The sequence below is a fragment of the Flavobacterium sp. ov086 genome, assembly GCF_900187965.1.
Classification (GTDB): Bacteria; Bacteroidota; Bacteroidia; order Flavobacteriales; family Flavobacteriaceae; genus Flavobacterium.
Genome location: NZ_FZNL01000001.1, coordinates 358,635 through 371,186, shown reverse-complemented (window position 1 = coordinate 371,186; position 12,552 = coordinate 358,635). Strand labels below are relative to the sequence as shown.

General features: G+C 32.5%; 11 protein-coding genes. All 11 read left to right on the top strand.

The window, feature by feature from the left end; all coding sequences use genetic code 11:
* The first annotated feature begins 56 nt into the window (after nt 1-56).
* Nucleotides 57-221: a hypothetical protein gene (locus CHB81_RS27090; protein WP_254920926.1), complete on the top strand. Its 165-nt coding sequence runs from the start codon at nt 57-59 to the stop codon at nt 219-221.
* Between the two features lie 239 nt (nt 222-460).
* Entirely contained in the window at nt 461-634 is a 174-nt protein-coding gene (locus CHB81_RS26770; RefSeq protein ID WP_176427471.1) for a hypothetical protein, read from the top strand.
* 296 nt (nt 635-930) lie between these two features.
* Nucleotides 931-1,125, top strand: coding sequence for a hypothetical protein (locus tag CHB81_RS01595; protein ID WP_089350133.1), 195 nt, complete (start codon nt 931-933; stop codon nt 1,123-1,125).
* Nucleotides 1,106-1,678, top strand: coding sequence for a DUF3267 domain-containing protein (locus tag CHB81_RS01590; RefSeq protein WP_089350132.1), 573 nt, complete (start codon nt 1,106-1,108; stop codon nt 1,676-1,678). Before CHB81_RS01595 ends, CHB81_RS01590 begins: the two co-directional genes overlap by 20 nt.
* Complete coding sequence (locus CHB81_RS01585) at nt 1,678-1,938, top strand: hypothetical protein (RefSeq protein WP_089350131.1); 261 nt, start codon at nt 1,678-1,680, stop codon at nt 1,936-1,938. Before CHB81_RS01590 ends, CHB81_RS01585 begins: the two co-directional genes overlap by 1 nt.
* Before the next feature lie 119 nt (nt 1,939-2,057).
* Nucleotides 2,058-3,122 carry an HlyD family secretion protein gene (locus CHB81_RS01580; RefSeq protein ID WP_254920925.1) on the top strand — a complete coding sequence of 355 codons (1,065 nt, stop codon included), beginning with the start codon at nt 2,058-2,060 and terminating at the stop codon, nt 3,120-3,122.
* The gene (locus CHB81_RS01575; RefSeq protein ID WP_089350129.1) at nt 3,094-5,244 is read left to right on the top strand and encodes a peptidase domain-containing ABC transporter; all 2,151 of its coding nucleotides are present in this window, start codon (nt 3,094-3,096) and stop codon (nt 5,242-5,244) included. Before CHB81_RS01580 ends, CHB81_RS01575 begins: the two co-directional genes overlap by 29 nt.
* A 115-nt stretch (nt 5,245-5,359) precedes the next feature.
* A complete protein-coding gene (locus CHB81_RS01570; protein ID WP_089350128.1) occupies nt 5,360-6,433 on the top strand; it encodes an NADH:flavin oxidoreductase/NADH oxidase in 1,074 nt (357 codons plus the stop codon).
* Nucleotides 6,434-6,621: 188 nt separating this feature from the next.
* Nucleotides 6,622-7,662: a Gfo/Idh/MocA family oxidoreductase gene (locus tag CHB81_RS01565; RefSeq protein WP_089350127.1), complete on the top strand. Its 1,041-nt coding sequence runs from the start codon at nt 6,622-6,624 to the stop codon at nt 7,660-7,662.
* A gap of 435 nt (nt 7,663-8,097) precedes the next feature.
* Entirely contained in the window at nt 8,098-9,315 is a 1,218-nt protein-coding gene (locus CHB81_RS01555) for an MFS transporter (RefSeq protein ID WP_089350125.1), read from the top strand.
* Nucleotides 9,316-9,703: 388 nt separating this feature from the next.
* Nucleotides 9,704-12,541, top strand: a complete 2,838-nt coding sequence (locus CHB81_RS01550) for a carboxypeptidase-like regulatory domain-containing protein (protein WP_089350124.1) — start codon at nt 9,704-9,706, stop codon at nt 12,539-12,541.
* Nucleotides 12,542-12,552 lie beyond the last annotated feature (11 nt).

The window sequence follows — 12,552 nt, the reverse complement described above, 5'->3', positions numbered from 1 at the left end:
GTTCTCGAGAAAATGATTTGTTGGATTTATTAATTAACCATTTAAATTTAAAAATTATGGAATTAGCAGTAGTGAATTTAGAAGATTTGAATTTAGTAGAGCTTAATGCTCAGGAAGTACAAGAAGTTGATGGCGGATTCTTTGGCCCATGGTGGGTTGGGGCCGGGAGAGTTAACATTATGAGAATGTATGATTTCGGAGATTCATTAATATATACATAGTACTAATTAGTTAAATAGCTACAGGTTTAGTAAAATAAATTTGTAGCTATTTTTATATATCCATAATTATGAGCTTATACATAATAGTTTTGTTTTTGTTATTTGATGTTTTCGTTTTGAAATTTTTGGCAACGAAATACAAAAAAAAGATTTGGGACTTATCCGGTATTTTAAAAGCTTGGAAAAAAGAATTTGGAGGATAATTGTATTTGATTATTTGTTTTCAATATAGTAGAATAATGATAGAACAACAAAAGAGAAAAGCAGTTTATAATGGCAGTAAATATGAAACAGTAATTTTAAAAACGTTATTAGAAAGTTATTCAATTCAGGTTTTTGAAGACGCTTTTTTAATGTCTGTATTTAATCCATGGGGCGTTTTGAATGGTGATGTAAACTCAGTAAAGTTATAAGTTAGAGAAAATGATTATGATAAAGCAAAAAAAATAATTGATGATTTTAATGCAGGAGCTTACTATCCATGAATTTATTATAAAAATATAATCCAAGTTAAGCCCTATGAACTTCAGTTCAGATCCAACAAACACGCTCGAAAACTTAATCTCGAAAAACAAAACAAAAAGCTTTTCAATTTACAGTAAGATCATATAATTTCATCAATAATGATAATAGTTTTAATTCTAAGGTTAAAACAATACATATACCAAATATTGAATTAACATCTTATAATGCATATTTTAATTTTAATATGAGAAATCAGGCAATACAGATTTCTTTGAAAAGGAATGAATTAGTAGCTTATAATAGAACAGAAATGAGTTTTAATGGAGTAAAACAAATTGTTGAAACAGAATTGATTTCAATAAAAGAAATTGAAATCCCCGAGGAAACGTTAAAGATTTTAGACTACAAAATTATAGAAAATGAAGGAAGTCTCTATTGATTCAAAGAAAGTACAAGTTATAGGTATAATAATTAGTATTCCTATTATAGTGTTGTTTGTTTTAGTATTGTGTTTAAAATGGGATGAAGTATTTAAACAGAATTTAAAAGAAATAAAAGAATCATTACTATTTTTTGATAATAAAAGGGCCAATGTTGTTTTGGTAATACTAATACCAAACTTAATTATTATACTAGGAATTATTATTCATGAATTAATTCATGGCGTCTTCATGGCTTTTTTTTCTGAGAATAGTTGGAAATCGGTACGATTTGGATTTGTTAAAAAGTATTTAATGCCATTTGCAAATTGTAAAGAGGCATTGTTGTCAAAAAAAATGCTAATAGTATCATTAGCTCCCTTTTTTATTTTAGGTTTTTTTCCTTCTTTATATGGGATCTTCTATAATAATCTGTTTTTTTTATTTATTGGCTTTTCTATGACTTTAGGAGCCGTTGGAGATTTTATTTATGCTTACTTAATTATTAAAACTGGTTTGGGATATAAACTTTTAGATCATGATAGTAAGGTAGGTTTCAAAATAGTAAAATAATGATAGAACAACAAAAGAGAAAAGCAGTTCATAATGGAAGTAAAGATGAAGCGGTAATTTTAAAAACATTATTAGAAAGTTATTCGATTCAGGTTTTTGAAGATGCTTCATTGATGTCTGTATTTAATCCATGGGGAGTTTTAATTGGTGATGTGAATTCCGTAAAGCTAAAAGTTAGAGATAATGATTATGAAAAGGCTAAGAGAATAATTGATGGTTTTAATGCTGGAGTATATGATTTACTTAAAAAAATAACCTAAGTACTATGAATTTCAGTTCGGACCCAATAAATTCTCTAGAAAACTTAATCTCGAAAAACAAAACAAAAAGCTTTTCGATTTACTTTATTATTGTTCTTTCAATTATAATATTTCTGATTTTGTTACCAGTTATTAAAGTAGATATTAGCAGTCAAAGCCGTGGCATTATTCGTACTGTGACTGATAATGTACCTATTTCGACAATTGTAAGCGGTCGTGCAACAAGGTTATCTCTAAAGAATAATAGCATTGTACAAAAAGGAGACACCCTTATAAAAATCTCAAAAGAAAATTTAGAAACAGATAAAAGAACGCAAGATACTTTGTCGAGTTCAGTAGTTGCTCTTTTAGATGATATTTCAAATTTATTACAAAATAAAACGACTCATCTATCAACATCAACAGCGCGCGAAGATTTATCTAAATTTCAATCAGGCAAAAATGAATTGAAGAGTAAAGTTTCGCAAGCTCAAATCAACCATGACCGAAATAAAATACTATATGATAAAGATATTATCGCAAAATCAGAATTTGAAAAGCATGAATATGAATTTCGTTTAGCCAAACAAGCATTAGAAACTTATATCAGCCAACAAAAATCTACTTGGGAAAATCAGAAAAGAGACTTAGAAGAACGATTAAAAAATCTAAAAGGAGCTGTTGCCAAAATAAATGTTGAATCTACTAATTATGTTGTTTTAGCACCTATTTCGGGAACAATCGAAAGTTTTTCAGGTATTCAGGTAGGGTCATATATAAATGCTTCGCAAACTATTGCTACAATTTCGGCTTCAGATCGTCTTATTGTAGAAAGTACAGTTTCTCCCAACGATATTGGGCTTATAAAAAAGAATCAGAAAGTAAAATTTCAATTAGATGCATTTAACTACAATCAATGGGGTTTGCTTGAAGGTAAAGTAATTGATATTGATCGAAATATAACCATTCAGGGAGAACAAGCTTTTTTTAAAGTTCGTTGTGTTTTAGATTCAACAACATTACAATTAAAATCAGGTCATAAAACCAATGTGTCTAAAGGGATGACATTGACTGCGAGATATATAATAACCCGCAGAAGTTTATTTGATTTATTATTTGACAAAATAGACGATTGGTTAAACCCAAAACAGTTATCAATTAATAAAACCAACAAAAATGGCTTCAATAAAAATAAAGCAACATGATATTAAAGATTGTGGTGCTGCTTGTTTGGCATCTATTGGAAACCATTTCAAAGTTAATCTTCCTATAGCACGAATTCGTCAATATGCAAATACAGATAAGCGAGGTACAAATGTTTTAGGAATTATTGAAGCTGCCGAAAAAATGGGATTCACCGCCAAAGGCGTGAAAGGAGGCTTGAGTTCTATAGATAAAATCCCGCTTCCGGCTATTGCACATCTTATTACAAAAGAGCAATTACATCATTATGTTGTAATTTATAAAGTAGAAAAAGCCCAAATTACGGTTATGGATCCTGGTTTTGGTAAAATGGAGGTTTATACTTTTGAGGACTTTCAAAAAATATGGTCAGGAGTATTAATTCTTTTTGCGCCAAATGATTCTTTTAAGAGCTCCAATGAGATAACTTCTCCCATAAAACGTTTTTGGAATTTAATTCAGCCACATAAAATTATTTTAATTCAGGCTTTGGTTGGTGCGATAGTATTTACCGTACTGGGATTAGCAATGTCTATTTATATTCAGAAAATAACAGATTATGTTTTGGTAGATGGCAATAGAAATCTCTTGAATTTATTAAGCATTTCTATGATTGTAATCATATTGCTTCAAGCTTATATTGGCTCGAAGAAAAGCATTTTTGTAATGAAAACAGGACAATTAATAGATGCAAAATTAATCCTGGGTTATTATAAACACTTACTTCATTTACCACAACGTTTTTTTGATACTATGCAAATAGGAGAGATTACGTCGAGAATAAATGATGCTGTAAAAATTCGTTCGTTTATAAATGAAGTAGCAATAGAAATGATCGTAAATGTTTTTATTGTAATTTTTTCATTCTCCTTAATGTTTACTTATTATTGGAAATTGGCTTTGGTTATTTTGCTTGTAATTCCGTTTTATACCGTGATTTATTTTATTCTGAATAAATTCAATAAGAAAGTAGAGCGAAACATTATGGAGAATGCTGCCGAACTACAGACTCAATTAGTTGAAAGTATCACTCATGTGCGAACAGTAAAAGAATTTGGAATAGAAGAATTTTCAAACATAAAGACGGAGAACAAATTTGTTAAGCTATTATTTACCACTTTTAAATCGGGTTTAAATGGTGTTTTTGCAAGTACTTCTACACAATTTCTAGCCTCAGCCTTTACTGTAATCTTAATGTGGATTGGATCAGGTTATGTAATTGACAGAGCGATTACACCTGGAGAATTATTTTCATTTTATGCTTTAATTGGTTATTTTACTTCGCCTGTGGCTTCTTTAATTGGTATGAACAAAACAGCGCAAAACGCATTAATTGCTGCCGATAGACTTTTTGAAATAATGGATTTGGAACGAGAAGAAACAGAAAATAAAGTTGAATTGCAAAAAGACAATATTGGGGATATTAGATTTGAGAATGTTTCTTTTAGATATGGTTCCAGAATTGAGGTTTTTAAAAATTTCAACGCTATATTTAAGAAAAATGAAACAACGGCCATCGTTGGCGAAAGTGGCAGCGGGAAAACAACTTTAATTGCATTACTTCAAAACTTATATCCAATTAAAGAAGGGAAAATTTGTATTGGAGATTATGATACTCAATTTATACATTATAAAAGTTTAAGACAATTGATAGGAGTTATTCCACAACAGCTTAATTTGTTTTCAGGAAATATTATAGAAAACATAGCTTTAGGAGCTTCATTCCCTGATATTCAAAGAGTTTTAGCTTTGTCAAAACAATTAGGAATTACCGAATTTGTAGAAAAATTACCTAATGGTTTCGAAACACAAATTGGCGAAAATGGAGCAATGTTATCAGGAGGACAAAAACAGCGAATTGCAATTGCCAGAGCATTATACAAAAATCCTGAAATTTTATTAATGGATGAAGCAACATCATCACTTGATACAAACTCAGAGAAAATGGTAAAAGAAGTTATTGATAATTTCAAGTTGCAAAGAAAAACTATAATTGTAATTGCACACAGATTGAGTACGATCGCTAATGCTGATACAATATTAGTAATGAAAAATGGAGCTATTGTTGAATCTGGAAATCATCTTAATTTACTGGAACAAAAAAAAGAATACTATAATTTGTGGAGCAAACAGAACTTGCTTTAAATGTTTGTTAATTAATAAACATTTAGAATTCTACTTTTCCGAAGAAGCTTTAACTTTACTTTTTTAAAGACTATCATACCTTATAGGTAGTTCAAAACTATTAAAAGTTACAGTTATGGCTTCATTATTATTTTCTCCACTTAAGATAAAAGATATTACATTAAAAAACAGAATCGTTATTTCGCCAATGTGTCAATATTCCGCAATTGACGGATTTGCAAACGATTGGCATTTGGTTCACTTAGGCAGTCGTGCCAGCGGTGGAGTAGGTTTGATCATTCAGGAAGCAACGGCAGTTTCTCCCGAAGCCAGAATTTCACCTTCAGATCTTGGAATTTGGAAAGACGAGCATATTGAGAAATTAAAAATAATCAACGAATTTATCGTTTCTCAAAATGCTGTTCCCGGAATTCAATTAGCGCATGCGGGACGAAAAGCAAGCGTTTCAATTCCGTGGGAAGGCAATAAAAAGTTAGATTTCGCTCAAGGCGGATGGCAGACGGTTTCGGCAAGTGCAATCGCGTATCACGATGACAAACCTTTTCTTCCCGAAGCTTTAGACAAAAATGGAATCCAAAAAGTGATTTCAGATTTTAAAACAGCAACAAAAAGAGCAGTTGAAGCAGGTTATAAAGTATTAGAAATTCATGGAGCACACGGATATTTATTGCACCAGTTTTTATCGCCTTTAACGAATGTCAGAACAGATGAATATGGTGGAAGTTTCGAAAACAGAATACGTTTTACCTTAGAAATTCTCGAAGCAGTTCAAACCGAATGGCCTTCAGATTTGCCTTTATTTGTCCGAATTTCAGCTACAGATTGGGCAGAAGGCGGATGGAATCCTGAAGAATCGGTAAAACTTTCCATAATCTTGAAAGATAAAGGAGTTGATTTAATCGATGTTTCGTCAGGCGGACTGGTTTCGCATCAGCAAATTCCGCTAGAGCCAAATTATCAGGTTCCCTTTGCTGAAAAAATTAAAAAAGAAGGGCAAATTTTAACCGGAGCTGTTGGTTTAATCACAGAAGCGCATCAAGCCGAAACTATTTTAAATAGCGGTCAAGCCGATTTGATTTTGTTTGCCAGAGAATCATTAAGAAATCCTAATTTGCCATTAGATTTCGCCAAAGAATTGAACGAAGAGGTACAATGGCCAAAACAATACGAACGAGCTAAAACAAGATAAATAATAAAACATAAGTTTTTTATTTGAACCATTAAGAGATTAAGTTTCATTAAGCTTTGAACTTAGTTTTAATGGTTGAGAAAAAAACAAACCAGACATTTTATTAAGCAATTAAGCTTTATTTTTCTTAATCTCTTAATGGTTGGAAAATAAAATAAAATGTTGAACTTAATTGTAAAACATACGAAATGCAAAAAATAAAAACAGCACTATTATCATACGGAATGTCGGGAAAGGTTTTTCACGCACCATTTTTAAATATTCACCCGGGATTTGAATTATTAGGTTCTTGGGAAAGAAGCAAAAAACTAATTCAGGCAGATTATCCCACGGTAAAAAGTTATTCTTCAATTGACGAATTATTAGCAGACGATGTTGATTTGGTAATCGTAAACACGCCTGTTGGCACCCATTACGAGTATGCAAAAAAAGTACTTTTGGCAGGAAAACATGCCGTTGTCGAAAAAGCATTTACTACAACCGTGGCTGAAGCCGAAGAATTAGCTGCAATCGCAAAAGAAAACGGATTAAAGTTAGCCGTATTTCAAAACAGAAGATGGGACAGCGACTTTAAAACCGTACAAAAAATAATTAAAGAGAGAATCTTAGGAGATTTGGTCGAAGCCGAATTTCACTTTGACAGATATAATCCTTTATTGAGCGTTAAAGCACATAAAGAAACCGTAAATGACGGAGCCGGAATCCTGAAAGATTTAGGTCCACATTTGATAGATCAGGCAGTATGTTTGTTTGGTTCACCAAAGTCGGTTTTTGGAGATATTCGTTATACGAGAGAAAACTCGCTGGTTGATGATTGGATCGATTTATTGCTGATCTACGAAAATTTCAGAGTGAGATTGAAAGCAAGTTTCTTTGTTAGAGAAGCAAATCCTGCATATACTATTCACGGAAAAAAAGGATCATTCTTAAAACCTCGTGGCGATGTTCAGGAAGATGAATTGAAACTTGGTAAAAAACCAAATCTGGAATCTTGGGGAACAGAATCTGAAACTTTGCAAGGACTTTTAAATACAGAAATAGACGGAAAACCAGTTCGTGAAAAAGTGCCAACACTTCAAGGAAATTATTTTTCGTTTTTTGACGGTGTTTACGATGCTGTTGCAAACAATAAAACAGAACCCGTTACAGCGCAAGACGGTGTAAAAGTGATGCAAATTATCGAAGCTGCAATTGCAAGTAATGCACAACAAAAAGTAATTAATCTGTAATGTAATTGCCCACGGATTTGGTGGATTAAACAGATTAACGCAGATTTTTTTATTCTTTGCGAATTAAAATTAGCATTGTTTAATTCCTTTTAATTTATGAATCCCGATAGCTATCGGGAGTGGCAAAAAATATTTCAATTTTAAACGTAGAGACGCACAGTAGTGCGTCTTTTTTTTATGCAAAAAATAGGATTAGATACTCCCATTTCAAACGAAAAATCTGCGTTAATCTGTTTAATCTGCCAAATCCGTGCGCCAAACAGAAACAAAAAATAAAAAAAACCTTTGTCCCTTTGCACCTCAGAACCTTTGCACCTTAAAAAAAAGAACAATTTATAAACATACAACGTTATAAATTGTAGAACTAGTAGAGTTTTATAGTCTATAAAATTGCTTTTTAGTACTTTTATAGTGTTAAATCCAAAATGCATTACTTTGATAAATTTCAATCCATTATCATTATTTCAGACCAAAGGAAAAATTAAGAAAGTTTATAGAGAAGCAAAAGCATCTTATTTAAACCGAATCCGTTTTGCTGTCGGAATGTTTTATTTCGGAATGGGTTTAAGTTTTGCAACTTGGGCAAGTAGAATTCCCGACATCAAAACGGCTTTACATTTAACCGAAGGAGATTTGGGTTCTATACTTTTTGCATTACCGATGGGACAATTGATTATCATGCCTTTTTCCGGAAAAATGGTAACTAAATTTGGGAGTCATCGCATTTTAATTTTCTCTTTAATAATGTATGTTTTGTGTTTGGCAAATTTAGGTTTGGCAACCACAGCTTTGCAATTGTCGATGGGTCTATTTATGTTTGGATTATTTGGAAATCTCGCCAATATTGCAGTTAATACGCAAGGTGTTTATACCGAAGTTCTCTTTAGAAAAACAATCATGTCATCATTTCATGGAATGTGGAGTTTTGCCGGATTTACAGGTGCTTTAGTTGGTTTAGGAATGTTAGCTTTAAACCTTACACCGTTTCATCATTTTTTAATTGTTGGTGGAATTGTTTTAATTATGATTGCGTTCAATTTTAATTTTTTGGTCAAAGCCAAAGAAAAAATTAAACATAAAACTTCTGAAAAGAAAAAGCTTTTTGTAAAACCTGATAGTACTTTAATCTGGCTTGGCGTAATTGGTTTTTGCAGCATGGCAAGTGAAGGAGTGATGTTTGATTGGAGCGGAGTTTACTTTAAGGATATTGTAAAAGCGCCTGGGCCTTTAGTGATTTTGGGATACACTTCATTTATGATTATGATGGCTAGCGGAAGATTTTTAGGCGACGGATTAATCAATAAATTTGGTCGTGAACGCGTGATGCAAATTAGCGGAATCATGATTTCTGCCGGACTTTTTACGGCTGTTTTTCTTCCTTATATTATTCCTTGTACCATTGCTTTTATGGCGGTTGGTTTGGGAGTTGCAACAATTGTACCGACTGTTTACAGCATGGCAGGAAAAAATCCAACTGTTCCTCCAGGCGAAGCTTTGACTATAGTTTCAAGCGTAAGTTTTCTTGGTTTCTTGATGGGACCTCCGGTTATTGGACATATTGCTGAAACTTTCGGGCTTCAATTTTCTTTTGCATTTATCGGAATCTTTGGTGTTCTGATTGCTTTTATGGTTTCTAAAATTAGAACAACGTAGTTTTTAATCTCGAAGAGACAAAAAGGAACAAAGTTTTTTTGTCTTACATTGACTTTGCCACGAATTCCACAAATTTACACGAATTGGTTATTAAGCTTCTCAATTTGATTAGTGAAAATTTGTGGAATTCGTGGCAAACAAATTTTATGGCTTCACGACTTTGGAAGATACTAATTCAGCAGCTTCCAAAATTTAATTAGTAAGAAATTACTTTATTATTGTTTTTTGACTATATTTGAATTCAAATCAGCCGTTACCTTATTGATTTGAATTTTATACAACTCTTTTCCAGAGGCCAATTTTATCTTTTGATATAAGAATTAAAATGTTTTGAGAACCAAAGCAATTTTATTCTAAAAACTATTTATCAAAATAAATTGGAATTTTCATGAGCAAAACACACATATTGCTTATTCTTTTATTGTCTTTTAAAGTTGCTTTTGCACAACAAGAAACTATTTTTTCAGGAATAGTAATGGATGCAAAAACGCAAAATCCTTTAGAAAATGTTGTTGTAAGTATTCAAAATTCTACAATAACACAACTCACGACCAAAAATGGAAAGTTTGAATTACATTCCTCAATAAGAGGAGAACAATTACTCTTGTTGCGCAGTCAGGGGTATAAAGATTTGTTTTTAAAAATACAATCAAATTTTGAACAGCAGGTAGATTTGGGAATACTTCAATTGGAAGATCGTTTTTCAGATGAAACTCCCGGAGCTTTAATCTCTCTGTTGGAGAGTGATTTGTCAGACGATAGCAGTTCATCAGATATGACTTCCGGTTTATTACAATCGGCAAAAGATGCTTTTATGCAAGCTTCGGCATTCAATTGGGGACAAGCCCGATTTAGAGTTCGTGGCTTAGATAGTGAAAACGGAACCATGATGCTTAACGGAATGGTCATGAACAAAATCTATGACGGAAGACCACAATGGAGTAATTGGGGAGGATTAAATAATGTACTCAGAAATCAGGAATTTTCAGTTGGAGCAGCGGCTTCAAACTACACATTTGGAGGTGTTTTAGGGACGCAGCAAATATCTACGCGCGCTTCAACGTACAGAAAAGGGATGCAACTTACATTCTCAGGAAGCAATACAGCTTATAGTTTAAGAGCAATTGGCACCTACGTTTCAGGAATGAATACTTCTGGTTGGGCATTTGCGATTTCAGCAGGAAAACGTTGGTCAGGAGAAGGTTACTTTGAAGGAACAAATTTTGATGCTGAATCTTTTTTTATAAGTATAGAAAAGAAACTAAACAAAAGGCAATCGTTGAATTTTACAGGATTTTATACACCAAGTTCACGTGCAAAAAATTCGGCAAACACAAAGGAAGTAACAGAGTTAACAAACGAAAAATACAATTCGTATTGGGGTTTTCAGAACGATGAAAAACGAAATGCGAGAATCAAAAAAGTAGAAGAGCCGTTGCTGATGCTCAATCATTATTTTAAGATTAATGAAAAAACAAATCTTAATTCGAGCATAATGTATCAGTTTGGAAAGGTAGGAAACAGTACCATAGATTACCAAAGAGCTAATAGCCCGGATCCTGTTTATTATCGAAAATTGCCGAGTTATTATAGCTCGCTTTACGCAAAAGATAATGGAGAGTTTTCGGGGGAATTTATGCCGGATTATGAAAATGCCGAAAGAAGTAAAATGTTATTTCTTGAAAAGCCTCAAATAGATTGGGAAGCGATGTATCAGGCAAATCAAAAGCCAATTATAAATTCTAACGGAATCCTTACAGGTTATGAAGCTTCACAAAGTCATTATGTTTTGTATGAAGATAGAGTAGATGATAAGACATTTGCAGCAAATTCAAACTTAAATATACAGCTTTCAGAAAATAGTGCATTTGATGGCGGAATAACATTTAGGAGTTTGAAATCGCATCAGTTTCAATATCTTTTAGATTTGCTTGGAGGTCAATATTTTGAAGATATCGATGCTTTTTATACCGGAAACGAAGCGCAGTCAGATTTACAAAACCCAAATCGTCGCGTTAAAGAAGGAGATGTTTATGGCTATAATTATAATTTTATAGCCACAACAATTGATGCTTTTACTCAATTCAAATTCATTTATAAAAAAGTTGATTTCTATTTAGGACAATCGTATTCAGTTTCAAATTATCAAAGAGAAGGATTGTATCAAAACGGAATTTATCCGACATCTTCCCTCGGTAAAAGCCAAAAAGTAAATTTCGAAAATTTTGGCTTCAAGGGTGGATTCACTTATAAAATTTCTGGAAAGCAGTGGTTATTTTTTAATGGAATGCACATGACAAGAGCACCATCACTTCGAAATACATTTTCAAATTCGCGTTTGAATAATTCAATTGTTGACGGAATCGAAAATGAGAATATCAGCAGTGCCGAAGGGAATTATGTTTTTCATTCGCCAAGGCTCAAAATGCGTCTTACAGGTTATTATACACTGATAAAAAACACCAGCAAAACTTCCTTTTTTTATGCAGAAGGAATTTTCGACAGAGGAGCAAGTTACAATAGTACAGATGCATTTGTGAGTCAGACTTTAATTCATTTAGATAAGAAAAACATGGGGCTGGAATTGAGTTTTCAATATCAGATTTCATTAACGCTAAAAACAACTTTATCAGCTGCTTATGGCAAATATACTTACGATAGTGATCCAAATGTTTCAGTTACAAACGATGCAAATGCTGCAAAAGGTGATACACAATTGACGTTTGATTTTGGAGAATCCTACCTTAAAAATTATAAGCAACCCGGAATGCCGCAACAAGCCTACTCGTTTGGATTGGAATATAGAGATCCAAAATATTGGTGGTTGGCTGCGAATATTAATTACATGACCGAAAGTTATATTGATGTTTCATCTATAGCCAGAACAGCCCGTTTTTATAAGAATTCGATAAGTGGTCTTGTATTTCCTGAAGCTACAGAAGAGCGGGCAGCAGCTTTGTTAAAACAAGAAAAATTTGATCCAATTTCTTTATTAAATGTTTCAGGAGGTAAATCATGGAGAATTTCCAGAAAATACATTGGGCTGTTTGCCAGTATAAATAATGTTCTGGATTTAACGTATAAAACAGGCGGTTTTGAGCAAGCCCGAAATGCTAATTTTAGAGCACTTAATCAAGATATCGCTAGTGAAACACCTTCATTTGGTCCCAAATATTTTTACGGATATGGACGAACTTATTTCTTGAATTTAACCATCAGTTTATAAAATTTAAAACA

Bases quoted from the DNA above. Each gene is read 5' to 3' on its own strand.
- CHB81_RS01585 (WP_089350131.1), top strand. From the start codon at position 1,678: ATGATAGAACAACAAAAGAGAAAAGCAGTTCATAATGGAAGTAAAGAT.
- CHB81_RS26770 (WP_176427471.1), top strand. From the start codon at position 461: ATGATAGAACAACAAAAGAGAAAAGCAGTTTATAATGGCAGTAAATAT.
- CHB81_RS27090 (WP_254920926.1), top strand. From the start codon at position 57: ATGGAATTAGCAGTAGTGAATTTAGAAGATTTGAATTTAGTAGAGCTT.
- CHB81_RS01590 (WP_089350132.1), top strand. From the start codon at position 1,106: ATGAAGGAAGTCTCTATTGATTCAAAGAAAGTACAAGTTATAGGTATA.
- CHB81_RS01595 (WP_089350133.1), top strand. From the start codon at position 931: ATGAGAAATCAGGCAATACAGATTTCTTTGAAAAGGAATGAATTAGTA.
- CHB81_RS01575 (WP_089350129.1), top strand. From the start codon at position 3,094: ATGGCTTCAATAAAAATAAAGCAACATGATATTAAAGATTGTGGTGCT.
- CHB81_RS01565 (WP_089350127.1), top strand. From the start codon at position 6,622: ATGCAAAAAATAAAAACAGCACTATTATCATACGGAATGTCGGGAAAG.
- CHB81_RS01570 (WP_089350128.1), top strand. From the start codon at position 5,360: ATGGCTTCATTATTATTTTCTCCACTTAAGATAAAAGATATTACATTA.
- CHB81_RS01550 (WP_089350124.1), top strand. From the start codon at position 9,704: ATGAGCAAAACACACATATTGCTTATTCTTTTATTGTCTTTTAAAGTT.